Origin of the sequence: Citrobacter sp. Cc139 (assembly GCF_030334645.1) — a bacterium.
Classification (GTDB): Bacteria; Pseudomonadota; Gammaproteobacteria; order Enterobacterales; family Enterobacteriaceae; genus Citrobacter; species Citrobacter werkmanii.
This window is the reverse complement of sequence record NZ_JAOWDM010000095.1, coordinates 29435-48572: the sequence shown is the minus strand read 5'-3', so window position 1 is coordinate 48572 and position 19138 is coordinate 29435. Positions and strand designations below refer to the sequence as shown.

The following is a 19138-nucleotide window of genomic DNA, read 5'->3' as shown; positions in this document are numbered from 1 at the left end:
ACGGACCTCCACGGAGGTCCGTTTTTCGTTTCAGAACGCCACAATTTAAGCGTTCTGCCTACAAATCAATTCTACCGAACTCAACCAGATTCCCCCCACATCAACCCCATTGTGTGGGTATAATTGCGGGTATACCCCAGTTCGACAGAATTTGTACCCTCTTTAACGCATTCAGAAGGCTGTACTATGGCACTGACTGACGCAAAAATCCGGGCTGCAAAGCCCACTGACAAGGCTTATAAACTCACTGACGGGGCTGGCATGTTTCTGCTGGTTCATCCTAATGGTTCCCGTTACTGGCGTCTCCGTTATCGTATTCTGGGTAAGGAGAAGACTCTGGCACTTGGTGTGTATCCAGAAGTTTCTCTCTCCGAAGCTCGTACAAAACGGGATGAGGCCCGAAAACTGATTTTGGAGGGGATTGACCCTTGCGAACAGAAAAGAGCTAAAAAAGTAGTCCCTGATTTACAGCTCTCTTTTGAACATATTGCACGACGCTGGCATGCCAGTAATAAACAATGGGCGCAATCACACAGCGATAAAGTACTCAAAAGCCTCGAGACACACGTTTTCCCCTTTATCGGCAACAGGGATATCACCACACTCAATACCCCGGACCTGCTTATCCCTGTTCGTGCTGCAGAAGATAAACAGATTTATGAAATCGCCAGTCGTCTGCAGCAAAGGATATCTGCTGTAATGCGTTATGCCGTACAGTCTGGCATCATCAGATATAATCCTGCTCTGGATATGGCTGGCGCATTGACCACTGTAAAACGCCAGCATCGCCCCGCTCTTGATCTTTCACGTCTTCCTGAACTTTTGTCGCGTATTGACAGTTATAAGGGGCAGCCTGTCACCCGGCTTGCCGTTATGCTGAATCTGCTGGTGTTTATTCGTTCCAGTGAACTCAGATATGCCCGCTGGTCAGAAATTGATATTGAAAATGCCATGTGGACCATTCCTGCCGAACGCGAGCCTCTGCCAGGTGTGAAATACTCACACCGGGGTTCCAAGATGCGAACACCACATCTTGTGCCACTCAGCAAGCAGGCTGTAGCCATACTGACAGAACTTCAGACATGGGCTGGTGAAAATGGTCTGGTCTTTACGGGAGCACATGACCCGCATAAACCAATCAGTGAAAACACCGTAAATAAAGCCCTCAGGGTGATGGGGTATGACACAACCCTGGATATCTGTGGGCATGGATTCAGGACGATGGCATGTAGCGCGTTAATAGAATCAGGATTGTGGTCCCGTGATGCAGTGGAACGTCAGATGAGTCATCAGGAGCGTAATGGTGTACGTGCTGCTTACATTCATAAAGCAGAACATCTGGAAGAACGCCGACTGATGCTACAGTGGTGGGCCGATTTTCTGAATGCAAACAGAGAAAGATTTATCAGTCCATTTGAATATGCAAAGATTAATAATCCGTTAAAACAGTAATCATCCCGGGCAAATGCCCGGGAACTACTCCAGGACTATTTTCTTTGTTAAAAAAAGACAAACGGTATGAACTGATGTATTTACTGTTTACCTGATTGCACCCTACAGGGGATTATCAGAATCCACGGTTATTCATTATTTATATATCTTCAATAAAAAGGAACCTCAAAAAAATCCCGCACCCACAGGGTGATGCGGGATAACTGACGTAAGGAATGCTGCCGGGATTTGGTGGTCCCTTGTGCTGATATGAATACAGGTTCTATTCTATACAGAATCCTTTTCAGTACAAGAGACTGTATTACAGTTTGCCATATATGATTACCTGTGGTCCGGAAGAATAAGTGGCTGCGGTTTCAGACTGTCTTCCTGTACATACCTCTCTCCGTTAAAAACCATAACGGGTTCATTATCTTCGTCTGTCAGCGGATTGAATGGCGGTATATTTTCGGTACGAATACCGGTCAGCCACTGAAAAATGCCTGCGAAATTACGGGCACTGATTTTCCTGCTGACGGACTGATGAGACGTGATGTCACTGGCGGTAATAATCAGGGGAACGCTGTAGCCCCCCTGCACATGACCATCATGATGAACAGGATTAGCACTGTCGCTGACCGACAGCCCATGGTCAGAAAAGTAAAGCATTGCAAAGTGACGGGAATGCCGGCGAAGGATACCATCAAGCTGACCAAGAAAGTTATCCAGTTTACTGATGCTGGCAAGATAACAGGCAATTTTTCGGGAATACTGCTCCAGGTAATTATTCTGCCAGGAGTGAAGCCGATCACACGGGTTCGGATGAGACCCCATCATGTGCAGGAAAATCACCTTCGGAGTGGATGTATCTGCCAGCGCACGTTCTGTTTCCTGTAACAACAACATGTCATCCGTTTTACGGGAAGCAAAGCTGCCTTTCTTGAGGAAAACAGTATGGTCCGCATCAGAAGCAATAACAGAGATGCGTGTGTCATGCTCTCCCAGTTTTCCCTGATTGGATATCCACCATGTGCTGTATCCTGCTTTTGCTGCCAGCGCCACCACGTTGTTGCCGGAATCAGGGTTCTGCTCATAGTCATAAATCAGTGTCCGGCTCAGGGAAGGCACGGTGCTGGCTGCTGCCGATGTATAACCGTCAATAAATAAACCGGGAGCCGTATTCAGCCATGGTGTGGTTGGCTCGGGATAACCATATACCGACATATAATCCCTGCGGACACTCTCACCAGTAACAATAACAATCGTGTCATATAATGGTGCTCCCGGCAGGATTTTCCAGCTGTCAGCACCGTGCCGACTCAGTTGTTCATAACGCTGCATTTCACGCAATGTGTCAGTTGTCCCCACAACTGTTCCTTTAACCATCCGTAACGGCCAGCTGTTTACAGAGCATAATACGAATAACAACAGAGCCATCGCGTTACGTTGACCACGGTGGTGTGTCCGCCAGAAAATAACCATGAACACCAGAATCGCGGCACTGACCAGAAAATGATAAACAGGAATCATCCCGGTAAACTCCGCAGCCTCATCCGCCGTGGTCTGCAACAACGCGACAATAAAACTGTTGTTGATTTTTCCGTACGTCATACCGACAGGTGCATACAGTGCACAACAGAACAGAAATAACAGAGCTGTAATGGATGTAAGGGTATTTCTGTGTGCAAGAATCAGAAGGAGAAACAGCAGCAACACATTCCCGGTGGCATTCTTCTCAGTGTATCCGCATGCGGCAGTGGTTATTACACACATGCCCGGGAAGAATAAAAACAATAAAATCCGGGATATATTGTCCGTATAAAACAGCTTTCTGATATTCATCGGAGTATATCGACAACATTATTGTGAAGAGAATAAAAATCAGAAGTCTCCTGTGAAACAGATAACAGACAACCCTGCAGTATAATTACTGCAGGGAGTCTTCGTTTAATTACAGAAGATGGGTAATTATTATCTTTCAGGAGCAGTTTTGTCAGAAGTTATAAGTCACACCAAGCATGATGTCATGACTTTTAACATCAACTTCTGATTTATATTTATCGCCCCACTCGTCCTTGTAACTCACACTGCTGTCACCTGCATCAAGATAGCGATAGCTGAGGTCCAGAGCGATATCCGGGGTTACGTCATAGCGGACACCCGCGCCAAAGCTCCATGCGAAGTTGTCAGCAGAGCCTGAACGTGACAACGATTCGCGACCACTGCTTCCGTACCCATAATCCCAGGTACTGATACCGGTTGTTTTCTGGTGAATTCTGGCGTAGCCAATCCCTGCAGATACCCATGGTGTGAATGCACTGTCATTCCGGAAGTCATAGTACGCATTCAGCATCAGTGTGTTGACTGACACCTCATTCTTCAGGTCATCACGCCAGTAACCGCCTGACCAGCTGTCTTTATCTACGTTATACTTCGAATCAGCTTTTCCACGAGCGTAAAACTCCAGTTCCGTACGAACCGGAATACTGAACTGCGGGTAAAAATCATAACCGGCCGCGATACCGCCACTGAATACCGTATCATGGCCATCACCGCCTTTATATTTTGATGTTTCCTCTCCATCACCCGACAGGAAACGCTGGTCTGCAAGTGACATAACAGAAGCACCTGCTTTACCGGTCACATAAAAGCCTGTTTTGCTCTCATCAGCCAGAGCCTGGGTCGAAAACATGCCTGCCATGGCAAGCGCTGAAACCGCAATAACCTTATTCATTTCAATCATCTCCGCTATCACTTTCCCCGAACGATAAATGGGGTTGCTCATTCTAAAACCATGCAAAAGATAGGGTAAAAGGAATGTTTTCGATCGAATCGATCGATAAAATCGATCGTGCCCGATAAAGTTTTCTTATCGTACCCATAAAAATGGTAAGGGCTGGTTTAAGAGGTAATCGCAGCGGCATGGAAGTATTAAGACCAAAACAGCACGAGATAAAGCGGCTGAACGTCAGATGAGCCACATGGAACGTAATTCATTAAGGGCGGCTTATATCCATAAAACAGAACACCTGGAATAGCGTCGGTTGATGCTACAGTGGTGGGGGGATTTTCTGGATACAAACTCGAAAGAAAATACCAGCCCCTTTGAGTATACGAAGATTAACAATCCATTAAAATATTAAGCACTCCGGGCAATCTGCCCGGAGTGCTTTAGCTGGCATAACGGGCTACTGATCTCCTCTGGTTACAGATAACGACTTCAGCCCTCTGAAAGAGAAAAGCGGAAGCTCAGGAAGGTTGTGATTTGCTTTTAACCTTTTTAATTTAGAAGTATTATTTTGAGATTAATCCACTTCCCATCGTCATCCTTTTTGGTGTGCGTGAAAAGCTATTTTTAAGGTTACTGCCTCATGGAGTTATGGATATTTATAGTAGCTATTTATTTGATTTATATTCTTTTTTTCAAAAAGAAGAAAACTAAGTCCGCGGGCTCTTATACTTCCGCTCCTGTGAAAGCACCACCTAAAGAATGGCTTGCTAACAACAAAAAAAATCAGTCTGTAATGCAAAACGAGGACAGCGAAGATGACAATCTGGCTACGTTTACACTAAGTGGCGGGCGGAATGTCGAATACAGCATAACAGCCACTCAACGCCAGAATTTCTCAAAAACTACCGGTGCTTTGGCTCGTTGGATTTTTCCGGGAGAGATGATCACAATCAGTGGGATAGAGGTTACCGGCGGTCACTTCTATCTTGGGCAGCGTATGAAACCTGCCGGGCATAACTCAGGCGGTTATTATGATGGCAATAACGAGGCATCGCTAGTTGACGACACGCTTAAAATATACCCCACACCTTACATTTACGAAGATAGTTCATTAGGGTATTGGCCCAGTTTTTCCTCACTTTCACCTGAAGCTCGTGGTGCGTACCTGAGTTGGCTTGCCAGCGACAGATGCGACACTTCCTGCCCAATTGGTTACGTTTTCATTTATCTGTATGGTCTGGAAAGAAGGGCGCTTGTTGACAGCAGGGACAACAATATATCCGACGATGAGTTCTATTCTCTTTTCAAAGAGATCTGCCGTCTCAGATCGGTTTTCAATGAAAACCGATCTTTCCGGAATTACTCATCCCAGTTACTTGAAGCGATGTCCATTCTTCGTCCGAACGAAAATCTTGCAGCAGCTCTCAACGATGATTCGGAGTTCAGCAATAGCATGCAGTTCAGGTTAATCCTGGCAAAGACTGTTGATACAGGAGCCCCGGTTCCAGCGGATCTGGCTCTGACGTGGGTGACAAACCATGCTGAATACTCATTACGAACCCCCGCCCGCCGCTGTGCGAAAGAATTTGCTGCACTATTTAAACGGCGTTACACCCTTAAATACGGTGAAGGGATGGTAGTGAAGCCGAATAAAGCGCGTCTGCGTTTAGATTACACGCCTGCAAGTCCCAGTTTGCGAGGTATTCGGCTTCCTGTTCCCGACTTGCCTGATCCAGGTGCATTGAAAGGCCCTGTTCAGAAGCTTATGGCCATTGCCGATATATGCACAGGTGAACTGGATGCTTACAGTCGTTACCTTGGTAGAAAAGGTACTTCAGCAAATGATACCGCTGCAATTTTGTTGCTGCCTTCAGAAATCGTTAACGAAAGCGCAGAAAAAATATTAAGTACATTCAAACACTGGGCTGATGACGCAATCCGCAGTAAGGGTGGGATAGTTTCAGTTGCTGACTACTGGTCACATATGAATGCCACCTGTCCGGCGAAGATCAATAAAAAAGAGGCCGACTTAATGCAAGCCTTTGCACAGAAAATGGGATACTGTCTGGCTCCTGACCCCTATCACCACCACGTAAAGGCAGATGTCGATGGTGTACTTGTTTTATTCCCTGCTGGTGAAAGAGGACGTTTCTCACCTTCTCCTGAATTTATCACAGCTGTATTGACGCTCCGATTAGGTTCGGTAGTCGCCTTGATTGACAATTCTCTCGATCAAGCCGAACAGAAAGTGCTTGAGAATGCCATCAACAACAATGCCAGCTTCAGCGATGATGAAAAGCGCTCTCTGCACGCATATTTAACGTGGCAGCTTCATACTCCGGCGAATATGACGGGAATGAAAAGCCGGATTGAATTACTCGGTGCAGCGGAAAAATCAGCTGTGGGTAAGGTTATCGTTAGTGTCGCTTGCTCTGACGGCAGAATTACGCCTGCCGAAATCAAACAGCTTGAGAAGATTTATACAAGCCTGGGACTGGATCCCTCATCCGTATCAAGCAATATCCATCAGCATTCCGCAACTGAAACTGCTCTCGTTTCATCTGTACCAGCTAATCAGTCGACGGCAGGATTTACGCTGGATGCCAACGTACTTGCCCGCCACGAATCTGCCACTGATGATGTTCGTAAATTACTGAACTCAATTTTCACTGAAGAAGAACCAGAACAACCAGAAAGCGCTCCAGCCTCATTAACCGGGGAAGGGGGACTTGACTCCGCTCATAGCCAACTTTATCGCAGGTTGCTGGAGAAAGAACAATGGTCCAGAAAAGAGGCGACAGAGTTGTGTAGTAACTGGAACCTGATGCTCGGCGGTGCGCTTGAGGTGATTAACGATTGGTCCTATGCGGTGGTTGATGCACCAGTGCTGGAAGATGCTGATGATCACATTTGGATTGACCTGGAAATAGCCAAAGAATTAGAGGGTTAGTGAATGTCTGTAACACGTATAAGAGTGAAAGAGCGCGACGCTATCATTCAGTCACTTAAGTCGGGAGTAACGCCAAGAATAGGTATTCAGCATATCCAGGTTGGCCGCGTGAATGAGATAACCGCCCTCCATCAGGATATTGAACGGATTGCTGATGGCGGGGCAAGCTTCAGACTTATCATTGGTGAGTACGGTTCCGGGAAAACATTCTTTTTAAGTGTTGTACGGTCTATTGCGTTAGAGAAGAAGCTGGTCACGGTCAGTGCAGACCTTTCTCCCGACAGACGTATCCACTCATCGGGAGGTCAGGCTCGTAATCTCTACTCAGAGCTTATGAAAAATATGTCCACCAGAAACAAACCAGATGGCAATGCATTACTTAGCGTTGTGGAAAGGTTTGTTACTGAGGCAAGGAAGGAAGCTGATGCGAACGGCTCCCTGGTCTCATCCGTTATTCATAAACGCCTTGCTGCTTTGTCAGATATGGTGGGAGGATATGACTTTGCGAAGGTCATTGACGCATTCTGGCGCGGGCATGAGCAGGATAACGAAACCTTAAAATCCAATGCTATTCGCTGGTTGCGGGGCGAGTACACCACAAAAACTGATGCCCGTAATGATCTTGACGTCCGAACGATTATCTCAGACGCCTCGTTCTATGATTCTTTGAAGTTGATGAGCCTTTTTGTCCGTCAGGCAGGCTATGCCGGACTTTTAGTTAGCCTCGACGAGATGGTGAACCTCTTCAAGTTGAATAATACGCAAGCGAGAACGGCCAACTACGAACAAATTTTGCGGATCCTGAATGACTGCCTGCAAGGCTCCGCTGAAAATATTGGTTTTATCCTCGGGGGGACGCCAGAATTTCTTTTCGATCCACGTAAGGGGCTCTACAGCTATGAAGCGCTCCAGTCGCGTCTGGCAGAAAACCGATTCGCACAGAAAGCTGGCGTGATTGACTACTCGTCCCCCACGCTGCATCTTGCCAGCCTCACTCCTGAGGAACTGTATATTTTACTGAAAAACCTTCGTCATGTTTATGCTGGTGGAGATCCCGCAAATTATCTGGTGCCAGATGATGCTCTGACCGGGTTTCTGCATCACTGCAGCAAAACCATCGGAGATGCTTACTTTCGAACTCCCCGCAATACCATAAAAGGTTTTCTGGATATGCTGGCTGTGCTGGAACAAAACAGAACGATGAACTGGCAAACCCTCATTGAGGGGGTGGCGATTGAAGAAGACAAGCTCAGCGATATGGATGATGCCATTGTGGAGGAAAGTGATGACGATGATGGCCTGGCGAATTTCAGATTATGAGTAGTGCCTACAATAGTCTTGATCCCCGTGTCCGTAAGTGGGTTTATAAGCAGGGCTGGTCATCCTTAAGGCCCTTGCAGGAAAGCTCTATTCCGGCAATTTTAGCCCGTGATCGTGATGTACTAATTAGTGCAGGTACAGCTGCGGGTAAAACAGAGGCTTTCTTTCTTCCTGCCTGTTCAGCGATTGCAGATCTCACTGGTGGATTTGGCATTATCTATATCAGTCCATTGAAGGCATTAATTAACGATCAACACCGTCGTCTTGAGAGTCTTGGTGAAGCCCTGGAAATGCAAGTGACGCCCTGGCACGGGGATGTACCACAAAGCAAAAAGAAGAAAGCACGGACAACCCCTTCTGGCATCTTACTTATCACACCTGAATCACTTGAGTCTTTGCTCATAAACTCATTGGGTTGGCTCAAACAGGCGTTTTCTTCTGTGGCATACATTGTTATTGATGAGTTCCATGCTTTTATTGGCTCAGAGCGTGGTATACAGCTGCTTTCTCTGCTTAACAGAATTGACCATGTGCTGGGACGCCAGTTGAATCCAGTTCCCCGTGTCGCGTTGAGTGCCACGCTGGGAGAGCTGGAAAAAGTACCAGAACTATTGCGCCCGGATAAGAGATTACCTTGTGAAACGGTAACAGACAGTAATAGCAAAGCCACACTACAGGTTCAGGTTAAAGGTTATCTTGAGCGGGTGCCCGAAAAAGGAGAAGAGCTCCAGAGCTCTGCTGAACAGCTCGTCTGCGCGGATATTTTCAGGCTCTGCCGTGGCGATTCCCACCTGGTCTTTGCTAACAGTCGAAAGCGTACTGAAAGCATAGCGGCAACACTGAGCGACATGTGTGAAGCAAATGTCGTTCCTAATGAATTCTTTCCTCATCATGGTTCCCTTGCAAGGGAGTTGCGTGAGGCGCTTGAAGCCCGACTGCAGAAAGGGAATTTGCCCACAACCGCTGTTTGTACAATGACGCTGGAGCTGGGTATTGATATTGGTAAGGTGCAGTCTGTCATACAAGTGACACCTCCGCATTCTGTTTCCAGTCTGCGTCAACGCATGGGACGTTCAGGGCGGCGCGATTCCCCATCGGTGCTGAGAATGTTAATTACTGAACCTGAACTTACCGCAACCAGCAGCATTGTGGATCATTTACGGCTGCAGTTGGTTCAGGCGATGGCAATGATCAGGTTGATGATCTCTAAGCGCTGGTTCGAGCCTGCAGATATCCGGCAGAAACATTACTCCACACTACTACACCAGATCCTGGCTATTACTGCGCAATGGGGAGGTGTTCGTGCCGATCAGCTCTGGTCACAACTTTGCCAGACAGGTCCGTTCCGGAATGTGGATATAAATGACTTCAAAAGTCTGCTTAAACATATGGGGACATGTGGCCTGCTCACTCAACTAACCAGCGGTGAAATAGTTGTCGGGGCTGAGGGGGAGAAGCTGACTAATCACTACACGTTTTATGCCGTATTCAATACACCTGAGGAGTTTCGCATTGTAACGGGAAACCGAACTCTTGGCACAGTGCCTGTAGACTCCCCACTTTTGCCGGAGCAGCACATCATCTTCGGCGGACGGCGCTGGAAAGTGACAGAGATCGAGGTTGAAAAAAAGGTTATCTATGTTGAGACGACTAAAGGCGGTCAGCCGCCACTATTCAGTGGTACCGGGATGTCTGTTCATGATGTTGTTCGCCAGGAAATGCTCACTATCTACAGGGAAAATGATTACCGTATCGCGGTAGGCAACAAGAGAGTCGATTATGCTGATGCCGCAGCCAGAAGCCTCTTCGCGGAAGGAAGTGACAACTTCCAACGCTACAATCTACAAAATGACTGTTTTATTGCCAGTGGTCAGAACTGCTACGTGATCCCGTGGATGGGGGATAAAATTGTCAATACAATTACGTCCCTGATTATACGTTGTGGCTTTAAAGCCAGTTCATTTGCAGGTGTGATAGAGGTAGAGGACTCAGGCGTTGCCTCTGTCCAGCGTGCACTTAAGAAAATGCTATTGTCGGGGCTACCTTCAGAGTTTGAGCTTGCTGCAGTTGTTCCCGACAAGTATCTGGATAAATATGACGAGTATTTACCAGAGACTTTGCTTGCTAAAGGGTATGGGGCACAGGCGTATGATATAGAAGGAACGTGCATCTGGCTGCAGAAACACCTTCAGTAGACTGGATATGTAGTCAGGGTATAAATAAGTATTTATACCCTTATTTTTTACTTACCTGTGGACTTACTTGGCTTTAATCCCGGAGTATTGCCAGGAGTATCTTTATTATCGCGTCGGCGTTGATCCGGTTTTCCTGTTGACTTAGCAATTGGTTTTGGACCTGGTTTTAGACCCATGATAGTTATCCTTCGAGATGTAAGAGGAATGCCCTCAACATTGGTATATTCTATACTGAGAAATTTTTCAATGGGAATGTTCAACGGCCGAATGATTAACTCGATATTGTGAGCAATGTTTTTTTTGGCACAGAGCGAACCGTTAGATTGCGCGTATTTTTATGGAAGGAGATCATCCAATAACGGTTATTCACCGATCTCCTTTATGGTAATACGAACCTGTTTTTTTAATATATAGAAAAATTACTCCGACATGTTTTATCTTTTTGAAATCAGGACATTTACCAACTCACTTAAAACTCTCTTTTGTTCTTCATCCTGAAGATATTGAATCCGGAATTTAATCTCTTCTGCAACCCGCCTTGTATCGGACTCATTAAGTATTTTTGTTATTCGCTGTCTCTGATGTTCAGGCTGGTCTTCCATATTTCGTAAAACCAGATGAAATAATATATCATAAAGTGCGCAATGCCATGAATAACCATCATTGGTTAGAATAAGCTCCCAAACCCGCTCCTGTTCGGCAATAAGCTGCAGAACAAAGGATTCAACCTGTTCTGATTGTCCGGGGACAACCCGGTATAGCGGCGCAATCACAGCAAAAAACAGTTCATTTAGCCAGGATTCCGCCTCTTTCTCGCTCCTGAAAGATGGACAGTTCTGTATTCTTCGTTCGTATTCACGGGTAACCTGCTCCGGAATATCCTCCGGCGGTGTCAGCCACTTATTCCTGAGCAATATACTGGTTGACGGATGGCAGCAGGCTATTTCAGCAATAATTTCACGTAATGCCTCCGGGCTGAATTTCTTCAGCTGATTGTAGTGCTCCCGGGTAAAACCATGATCATCGCATAAAAGTTGCCATGTCATTGATATACTGTTTGCCATTCCTTTCTTCATCATTAATACCTGTTACCTGAATATCAACAGACCGGTGTACCTTTTCTGAATACCTCCCCGGACGGACTGGCAATCCCCATTCGCCTCAGCGTGGCATCTGCAGCTTTCGCCACTTCGCTGATATCCAGCTTTTCAGGTAGCGGCGGGGACGATATCTGCGCCAGGCAATAATTCCTGCGCAACAACAACCACTCCCGTTGTGCTTCTGTACATTCAACATTTCCCATAACAAAAAGCCAGCGGGCGGAAGCTCTGCGCCAGCAACCCGCAGCCTCCAGCTTCTGTGCAACCATGCCTTCCACGACTTCCGGGGTACTCTTTTTCCTGCTCAAAACATTAACTCACTGAAATAATATACATATATGACGGTCTCAGCGAACCGTCCATGCCGGACTGAAATCCTCTTCCAGAAACAGCTCCGTCAGCCCGCTAATCTGTTTCAACCTGAGAACTTCATCCTGGTCCATACCCAGCTCCGTACCAATACGTTCATCCGTCCAGCCCAGCCGCGACAGGTCCCTGACAATATCAGACATTGAAGTTATCTGGTGCTTCCCCCTGGCCCGGTTATGTCTAATGGTTGCAGCAATACGTGAGGCCTGTCCCTTTCTTTCCGGATTAATACAGGTCACTGGCAACCAGCCCTTCAGGCGTTTTCCCGTACCTGCATCCCTGCCCAGTAATTGACGATGAAAACCATCCACGACCAGATAATGCTCCTTCTCTTCCGAGACAACCACAGGCTGCGTGAACCCATCCTGCTCCAGTGAATGTTTCAGCAGTTTCTTCTCACCCGGCGCCATGACATTGGGGTTATAATCGTTGGCCACCACCTCATCTGCTTTCACCCACAGCACACAGTCCACAGGCTCCTGTGCAAATGGACTGACCTCATGAAGCACCCTGCGCAGATGATTCAGGGCCTGTATGGCCTCTTCTTCTGGTCGTTCCTGGCTGAAGTACTGACGAATCATGTTGCTCAGTATCTCCGGTGTCACAGAATCCCCCATTCCTTCCTCCTTTCTTTCATACGCTGCAGATAACGTTCATAGTGCCGGGGTTTGTTCGGACTGAAGGAGAGGGTACGGCACCAGAAATCATTCTTTATAAGTGTCTTACAGATACGCCGCCAGGACGGAATATCCCGGCTCCCCAGGTCATTCTCCTGTTCATCCGGGATGTCATCCGGGAAGCCCCGCGTCTGATACCAGCGCAGGTAGACAGCAATTTTATTACGGTAATGTTCTGCCGTTCTTTCCGGCATCACATCCAGCAGGAACATCGCATAGCTGCGCCAGGTATGATGGGCTGGTTTTGATATACGTTTACGCAGGGCAAAATAGGCACCGCTTTCATTGGCATAAAGCGCCCCGCTGGCAGCGCCTGACACCCGCTCACACATCCTGGCCCAGGTTTCCGGTTCCAGAACATGGTAAAGCCACAGTCCCTTACGTTGTTCAGGACCAAAAGGTTCACAGACACGCATGTTGCGTAACGGTACGCCGGCACGGTACATCAGATCATACAGGGGATTGTAGATGGCACGGGTTCTGGTGTGATATATCCAGATATCACGAGTTTTCCAGTCATACAGCGGATACATAGTGTAGTAAAACCCTTCAGGCGATGCCGTGGTCCAAGGCTTATCATCGGCATATCTCAGTTTGCGCTGGGACACCAGTCCCATAAAGCGGTTGAGGGATTCATCCGCCCGAACACCGGTCAGCACTGCCACTCCACACCGGTTGCCAGCAAACCAGGAAGAAAATGCCGGAACAAATTCTTCAAACGTCATGGCATACCGGTAAAAGGGAAAATACGCCATATCCGTAATGGCCTCTTCCGGTGGCTGGCGAACCCAGGTCACACGAGGCTCCCAGCATATCCACTCCGGTTGAAACTGCGAGACACCGTTTACCGTGGTCAGGGGAAGCGCCACCCAGTAAAAGGTTTCCGTCACATCATGGTACATTTCCCGCATCTTCTGAATATGTTCAATGGTGCACTGGTACTGAGCCTCCCAGTCAATGAACAGTACAGAGAAACGACGTCTTTTCCTGCGGGCCACATCAGCCACAAGATGGAAAAGCACGGTGGAATCTTTACCACCGGAAAAAGAGAGACAAACTGATGGAAATGTTTCAAAAATCCACTCAATACGAGCAATTGCTGCACGCAGAACATTCTCTCCAGTAAGGACTTTCTCCGTTAAAAAATTATCATTCATTTATTTTTACTTTATGCAAAAGAAACCTGTTTATGCTTTCAACATATAGCAACAAACATTAAATGACGTTTAATTAGCCACTACTAAAATTGCTTACTTTCATCCTGATGAACATATAAAACATATTACAAACATATTTATCAATAAAGAATCTTTATTGATGATACTGGCACTGTAACAATCCCATTGAGAGAACGATTTATAACCACCCACTCATGTGGTTCAACCAACCAGGAGTTTACATGTTTTGAATCAATAAAATCATGGCAATATAATATATCTGAAGCAGGTATATCCAACTCCAGTTTAACACGTCCGTGATATTCATCCGCATCATTAAAAGAATTCAATATATCCATCTCAAAAGAAATCACATCCTCCCCTCTTATCTCTGCTGTTTCTTTTAACTCAGCAATCGTATCTGCATACCTGCCATTAAGTTTCCTGCCTAACTGGATAGTTGTGATTTTCTTTTCGTTGCAGCATCGCTGAGTATGTTCATATATAGCCATCACTTCCTGGCAAATACAATCAACTTCTATATCACTCAAAGAATTATATATGTCCATAACTTTTCTCTCATAATGCAAAAAACGATTAAATATACGATAATGAGAGAGCAAATCAGAATTTGTTACTTTCGTTAAGAATAAAGTTAATAAAACATAACCTACCTGTTTACTACCATTAAACCCAATAAAATCACTTCTCACATCTCCTTTCAATCTACCAGTTCCGATACAACGAGCTAACAATTCACTCCTGACATTATATTTACCATTCATATTCACCATACTATTCGAAACAACAGACGAACATCCAAAAGCGCTTAAACACTCCACAAACAAACTATCTCACCGAATAAATTGCAACACTCCCCTTACCCCACATCCTAAAGGCTTTATATAAAACAGTAAAAGTGAATCAGCTTAACAAATGCATCTTTCATTTGTTTTTGCTGCTGCTCGCTTCCATTCTGGTTGCGGACTTCACCATAGTGACACAACTGTTCTTCTGCCAGGATATGCCGGTTAAAAGCCTGCATGATGCCAGACACCTCCGTTTTCAGCTCACTGACCGTCATGTATTTTCCCCGCTGTTCATCCGGACGGTTCAGGCGCTCAGCCAACAGCTGTAAGCGGGTCATGCCTTCGTTCCAGCCAGTCATCGCCTCTTCCGGGAGCGCACGACTCCTTGCACTCTTCTGCCAGTTATCCACCATTTCCTGAACGCGAGGATTGTCGGGGAAAAGTACCATCAGTTGCTGCAGCAATTGCACACTGCGTTGCAGGTTGTATGCCGGGGGGAATTCTGTCAGTCGCGTTATCTGCTGACCGGAAAGGGTTATCCACTCTGACGCATGATTTAACAGTGTTCTGCTGAGCTGCATCATCTGGTCTGCTGAAAGCACATCCGGTGAGGGTGTCAGCAGCGCCCTGAGTTGCTGCTCCGCCGGTGATGGCTGTGTCAGAAACTGCCATCCCGGAATGGCCACGCAGACCGCCAGCAATGCCGTACAGACACCTGTAACAAACGTTTTCAGAAACGTGAGCGGGGATTTTTGAAGGAAGAGTGTGGGCTCTGTTTTTGTTTCAGAAACAACATACACCAGACGGGAGTGCGGCAGGGTCTGATGTTCCTGCACATCCGGAGCTTCAAGCCTGAGTGCCTGCGCCAGTAGCGTTACCGGAGACGATACTTCCCCCTGCACAGGCTGGTTCTCCAGGCGGGTGATATATCCCTTCACCATGGCTTCCGGTAAAGCCACTTTACTGCTCTGTTTAAGTTCGTGCCAAGCCTGCGTATTTTCATGGAAGGAGATCACTCAGTGTCTTCAGGAATGTTTCGGTCTGATACAGCAGGGGCAGGTTGTCACGGTTATCCGGAGGCATGGCCCGGAGCGTTTTTTGCAGACGGTTGAACAGACCGGTAATAATTTCCAGCCGGGAGTGTGTATTCAGCGGCCACATCACTGACCAGTGATGCCGGGTCAGCGCAGCAATCAGAGCCAGCCCTTCATTCAGACCACTTAACCCTGTTGTATGCATCCGGGCAATGGTGTACCAGGATGCCGTCTGTAATTCCACGCCATTGTGTTCATACAGACGCAGGCAGAGCGTTTCCACGTAACGCCAGTCCACATCAGGGCGTGCCGGGTGGGTCAGTTTGCTGATTTCATCGCGCAGGGCAGCATAATCCGGTAATGACCGGGGGTCACCACCGGTTTTCAGTTTCACTTCAGAAGTCATCGGCAGATTCAGTGTTTAGGTATTAAACCATTGTTAATTATAGGGAGAGAGTCAGTGCGATACCGTTACCCAGGAAAGGTATTCCACTGCGCAGATGATTGCCGGTGTCACATCCCACCGCCGTTTCAGAACCGGTAACAGCTCATTAAGGTTTCTGATATAACGCTCAGTGAAAACCGGACTGATTACAGGTAATGGTGATATGACAGGTATCGTTGCCAATATACACGGCTTCCAGAGGTATGAATCTTACATTCCAGTACCAGGAGTACGGCGAGTGGTTCAGATGAAAAAGACGCATCTGAATATCGTTAAATAACGGGTTCATGGCGAATTAAATAAACCTGATAATAACAGTATGGGGAAAGTCCGGAATAAAGAAATGGTCCAGTATTATGCAAAATCCTCAAGGTGACGACTGATACTGTTTTCACGGTAACAGGTCACCAGTAATTCACGGGTTGCCCGGGTGAACGCCACATAAAGCACCGGGATTACTTCAGACTCATCCGCTACACCAGAAGGAATGAAAGACGCATTGATAACCGCCACATACGGGAACTCCAGCCCCTTACTGCTCTGATATGTCAGTAAATGCACCACATCCTTACGTCGCGAGTATGCCTTCTTGCCTTCCCTGTCAAAACAGGTGGCAAAAGGCATCCCGCGTTGTGTCATAACGTCCTGCAATTGTTTCGCTGAATGCTCTGTCGGACACAGCACAGCCATAACACTCCAGTGACCGCACAGGGCATGGCACTTCTCCAGCCAGTCTGCAACCTGTCTGGCTTCATCACGTTCAGAAGCACAATGCAGGATTTCCGGCTCTGTACCCTCTTCACCGCCTGCCTGTGGCTGAACAAGTGGTATTTCACGGTTCTGATGTTTTTCAAAATACTCGCGAGAGAATGCATAAGCAAAGTGCAGAATGCGTTTCGGATTACGATAATTGACCGGCAGGACAGAAGTGCGTCCCTGCGCCTGAATCCCCACACTGGCCAGAGAAAAGTTCAGAGCCCGCTCCCGCCGATAAATGGACTGGGCATCATCGTACATCAGGAGCAGTGAACGGGATGCGTTATCAAACAGACGGGCAATCAGGGCCAGCCAGCGACTGTCAAAATCATGCCCTTCATCCACCAGTACAGCATCATATCCGGCGTCGGTGATTTTCCCGCTGTTCACAGCCTCTTCCAGTGTGCTGAAGCATTTCTCCGGGTAATCCTTTCTGTCAGCCGTCACCTGAATACCGTGGCGTTTTATCATTGAGGCACACCAGCTGTGAAAATGAGATACCGTAACCCGTGACGTCAGCCCTCTGACATCAATGCATTCCCGCAGATAACTGGCCAAAGTAATGTTGTAGCACAGCACCAGAATCTTTCCGGGCGTGGTTTCAGCCAGGTAAAGGCAACGGAATAAAAGAATCATGGTTTTTCCGGAGCCGGCCACACCATGAATGACACGATGCCCGTCACCAATATTTCTGGCCAGAATCTCCTGCTGAATATCCATGATTTTGATTTGTGAGTTCTGTTTCACGGTCACTTCAGGAAACAGATGGGCGCGCAGAATATCTCTCATCCGGGGTGTCACCCGGGTTCTGAATCCCGTGGTAAACATCCCGGCAATTTTTTGCCGGAATACCTCAGGTAAAACAGACTGCGTCATTTCATCCTGACAGATTGTCTGTGCTGAAGGAAAAATCTTTTCCACCGCATTCTCATCATTCCCTGTCAGTGCCTTCAGTTGCTGACGGGTAATGCGGGTGAACACCACACCATACGCCCAGGCCAGGTTCAGCCGCCCCTTATACTGACCGTCATTCTGCCGTAAGCACGGGTCAGCAGGTAAGGCATTAACCGTATCACATGCATAACGACGAGCCTGTACCAGCGGATTTATTTCTGATTTCAGAAGACCGTCGGTTTCCAGTGTAACCTGCTCCTGATTTGCTTTACGTAATGTGGATACAGTCCAGTCCTTGACCTCCAGAAATACCAGCCCGTTATCCGGGTCAATAATGACAAAATCCGGATGTCGGTTTTTCCGTCCCACCGGGATATCGTACCAGACAAAGCAATCATCATTCAGAAAGCTCTCCAGTCGTGAAGCCACCCTCCTCTCCCCGGACGTCATTCTCTCCTCAGTGGACGCCGATACATTTATCAGTTTCGCCATAAACGCACCTGGTGATGCTGCCAACTTACTGATTTAGTGTATGATGGTGTTTTTGAGGTGCTCCAGTGGCTTCTGTTTCTATCAGCTGTCCCTCCTGTTCAGCTACTGACGGGGTGGTGCGTAACGGCAAAAGCACCGCCGGACATCAGCGCTATCTCTGCTCTCACTGCCGTAAAACATGGCAACTGCAGTTCACTTACACCGCTTCTCAACCCGGTACGCACCAGAAAATCATTGATATGGCCATGAATGGCGTTGGATGCCGGGCAACCGCCCGCATTATGGGCGTTGGCCTCAACACGATTTTCCGCCATTTAAAAAACTCAGGCCGCAGTCGGTAACCTCGCGCATACAGCCGGGCAGTGACGTCATCGTCTGCGCGGAAATGGACGAACAGTGGGGATACGTCGGGGCTAAATCGCGCCAGCGCTGGCTGTTTTACGCGTATGACAGGCTCCGGAAGACGGTTGTTGCGCACGTATTCGGTGAACGCACTATGGCGACGCTGGGGCGTCTTATGAGCCTGCTGTCACCCTTTGACGTGGTGATATGGATGACGGATGGCTGGCCGCTGTATGAATCCCGCCTGAAGGGAAAGCTGCACGTAATCAGCAAGCGATATACGCAGCGAATTGAGCGGCATAACCTGAATCTGAGGCAGCACCTGGCACGGCTGGGACGGAAGTCGCTGTCGTTCTCAAAATCGGTGGAGCTGCATGACAAAGTCATCGGGCATTATCTGAACATAAAACACTATCAATAAGTTGGAGTCATTACC

13 protein-coding genes and 3 pseudogenes are annotated in these 19138 nt (G+C 47.5%); 6 read left to right on the top strand and 10 right to left on the bottom strand.

Annotated elements, in window-relative coordinates; translation table 11 throughout:
* Nucleotides 1-186: 186 nt before the first annotated feature.
* The gene (locus tag OGV69_RS23545; protein ID WP_001218773.1) at nt 187-1452 is read left to right on the top strand and encodes a tyrosine-type recombinase/integrase; all 1266 of its coding nucleotides are present in this window, start codon (nt 187-189) and stop codon (nt 1450-1452) included.
* A 321-nt stretch (nt 1453-1773) separates the two neighbouring features.
* Here OGV69_RS23545 and OGV69_RS23540 read toward each other — a convergent pair whose 3' ends face one another.
* Together OGV69_RS23540 and OGV69_RS23535 are read right to left on the bottom strand one after the other, a co-directional pair.
* The gene (locus OGV69_RS23540; RefSeq protein WP_001672282.1) at nt 1774-3273 is read right to left on the bottom strand and encodes a phosphoethanolamine transferase; all 1500 of its coding nucleotides are present in this window, start codon (nt 3271-3273) and stop codon (nt 1774-1776) included.
* A 151-nt stretch (nt 3274-3424) separates the two neighbouring features.
* Complete coding sequence (locus OGV69_RS23535; RefSeq protein ID WP_001403203.1) at nt 3425-4165, bottom strand: outer membrane protein; 741 nt, start codon at nt 4163-4165, stop codon at nt 3425-3427.
* A gap of 223 nt (nt 4166-4388) precedes the next feature.
* On the opposite strand from OGV69_RS23535, the pseudogene OGV69_RS23530 reads away from it, so the two are divergent.
* From OGV69_RS23530 to OGV69_RS23515, 4 genes and pseudogenes are all read left to right on the top strand, one after another.
* Nucleotides 4389-4574 (top strand): annotated as a pseudogene (locus tag OGV69_RS23530) (integrase); the annotation flags it as partial.
* 228 nt (nt 4575-4802) lie between these two features.
* On the top strand, nt 4803-7112 hold the full coding sequence (locus OGV69_RS23525) for a tellurite resistance TerB family protein (protein ID WP_000424708.1): 2310 nt from the start codon (nt 4803-4805) through the stop codon (nt 7110-7112).
* 3 nt (nt 7113-7115) lie between these two features.
* Nucleotides 7116-8432 (top strand): ATP-binding protein, encoded by a 1317-nt coding sequence (locus tag OGV69_RS23520; RefSeq protein WP_000117526.1) that lies wholly within the window; start codon nt 7116-7118, stop codon nt 8430-8432.
* Nucleotides 8429-10627, top strand: a complete 2199-nt coding sequence (locus OGV69_RS23515) for a DEAD/DEAH box helicase (RefSeq protein WP_000093094.1) — start codon at nt 8429-8431, stop codon at nt 10625-10627. Before OGV69_RS23520 ends, OGV69_RS23515 begins: the two co-directional genes overlap by 4 nt.
* 434 nt (nt 10628-11061) lie before the next feature.
* On the opposite strand, the gene OGV69_RS23510 is transcribed toward OGV69_RS23515, so the two are convergent.
* The 8 genes and pseudogenes from OGV69_RS23510 to OGV69_RS23475 all read right to left on the bottom strand — a co-directional run bounded on the left by OGV69_RS23510 (nt 11062) and on the right by OGV69_RS23475 (nt 18318).
* On the bottom strand, nt 11062-11706 hold the full coding sequence (locus tag OGV69_RS23510; RefSeq protein ID WP_001364388.1) for a hypothetical protein: 645 nt from the start codon (nt 11704-11706) through the stop codon (nt 11062-11064).
* 20 nt (nt 11707-11726) lie between these two features.
* Nucleotides 11727-11996, bottom strand: a complete 270-nt coding sequence (locus OGV69_RS23505; RefSeq protein WP_000226517.1) for a PerC family transcriptional regulator — start codon at nt 11994-11996, stop codon at nt 11727-11729.
* A gap of 78 nt (nt 11997-12074) precedes the next feature.
* Nucleotides 12075-12713, bottom strand: a complete 639-nt coding sequence (locus tag OGV69_RS23500; protein ID WP_286469541.1) for an IbrB-like domain-containing protein — start codon at nt 12711-12713, stop codon at nt 12075-12077.
* Nucleotides 12698-13930 carry a phosphoadenosine phosphosulfate reductase gene (locus tag OGV69_RS23495; RefSeq protein WP_022645126.1) on the bottom strand — a complete coding sequence of 411 codons (1233 nt, stop codon included), beginning with the start codon at nt 13928-13930 and terminating at the stop codon, nt 12698-12700. Before OGV69_RS23495 ends, OGV69_RS23500 begins: the two co-directional genes overlap by 16 nt.
* A gap of 140 nt (nt 13931-14070) precedes the next feature.
* The gene (locus OGV69_RS23490; protein WP_024181942.1) at nt 14071-14715 is read right to left on the bottom strand and encodes a hypothetical protein; all 645 of its coding nucleotides are present in this window, start codon (nt 14713-14715) and stop codon (nt 14071-14073) included.
* Between the two features lie 116 nt (nt 14716-14831).
* Nucleotides 14832-16179: pseudogene (locus tag OGV69_RS23485) on the bottom strand (VasL domain-containing protein).
* A gap of 51 nt (nt 16180-16230) precedes the next feature.
* Nucleotides 16231-16507: pseudogene (locus OGV69_RS23480) on the bottom strand (hypothetical protein).
* A gap of 65 nt (nt 16508-16572) precedes the next feature.
* Complete coding sequence (locus tag OGV69_RS23475) at nt 16573-18318, bottom strand: 3'-5' exonuclease (RefSeq protein WP_022645125.1); 1746 nt, start codon at nt 18316-18318, stop codon at nt 16573-16575.
* 107 nt (nt 18319-18425) lie between these two features.
* Here OGV69_RS23475 and OGV69_RS23470 point away from each other — a divergent pair.
* Nucleotides 18426-19123 (top strand): IS1-like element IS1B family transposase gene (locus OGV69_RS23470; protein WP_095033700.1). Its coding sequence is split into 2 segments (ribosomal slippage): nt 18426-18675 and nt 18675-19123, totalling 699 coding nucleotides; the frame shifts between segments, so codons are not numbered across the junction.
* Nucleotides 19124-19138: the final 15 nt, after the last annotated feature.

Coding starts and splice junctions, on each gene's coding strand:
- OGV69_RS23545 (WP_001218773.1), top strand. CDS start 187: ATGGCACTGACTGACGCAAAAATCCGGGCTGCAAAGCCCACTGACAAG.
- OGV69_RS23540 (WP_001672282.1), bottom strand. CDS start 3,273: ATGAATATCAGAAAGCTGTTTTATACGGACAATATATCCCGGATTTTA.
- OGV69_RS23535 (WP_001403203.1), bottom strand. CDS start 4,165: ATGAATAAGGTTATTGCGGTTTCAGCGCTTGCCATGGCAGGCATGTTT.
- OGV69_RS23525 (WP_000424708.1), top strand. CDS start 4,803: ATGGAGTTATGGATATTTATAGTAGCTATTTATTTGATTTATATTCTT.
- OGV69_RS23520 (WP_000117526.1), top strand. CDS start 7,116: ATGTCTGTAACACGTATAAGAGTGAAAGAGCGCGACGCTATCATTCAG.
- OGV69_RS23515 (WP_000093094.1), top strand. CDS start 8,429: ATGAGTAGTGCCTACAATAGTCTTGATCCCCGTGTCCGTAAGTGGGTT.
- OGV69_RS23510 (WP_001364388.1), bottom strand. CDS start 11,706: ATGATGAAGAAAGGAATGGCAAACAGTATATCAATGACATGGCAACTT.
- OGV69_RS23505 (WP_000226517.1), bottom strand. CDS start 11,996: ATGGTTGCACAGAAGCTGGAGGCTGCGGGTTGCTGGCGCAGAGCTTCC.
- OGV69_RS23500 (WP_286469541.1), bottom strand. CDS start 12,713: ATGGGGGATTCTGTGACACCGGAGATACTGAGCAACATGATTCGTCAG.
- OGV69_RS23495 (WP_022645126.1), bottom strand. CDS start 13,930: ATGAATGATAATTTTTTAACGGAGAAAGTCCTTACTGGAGAGAATGTT.
- OGV69_RS23490 (WP_024181942.1), bottom strand. CDS start 14,715: ATGAATGGTAAATATAATGTCAGGAGTGAATTGTTAGCTCGTTGTATC.
- OGV69_RS23475 (WP_022645125.1), bottom strand. CDS start 18,318: ATGACGTCCGGGGAGAGGAGGGTGGCTTCACGACTGGAGAGCTTTCTG.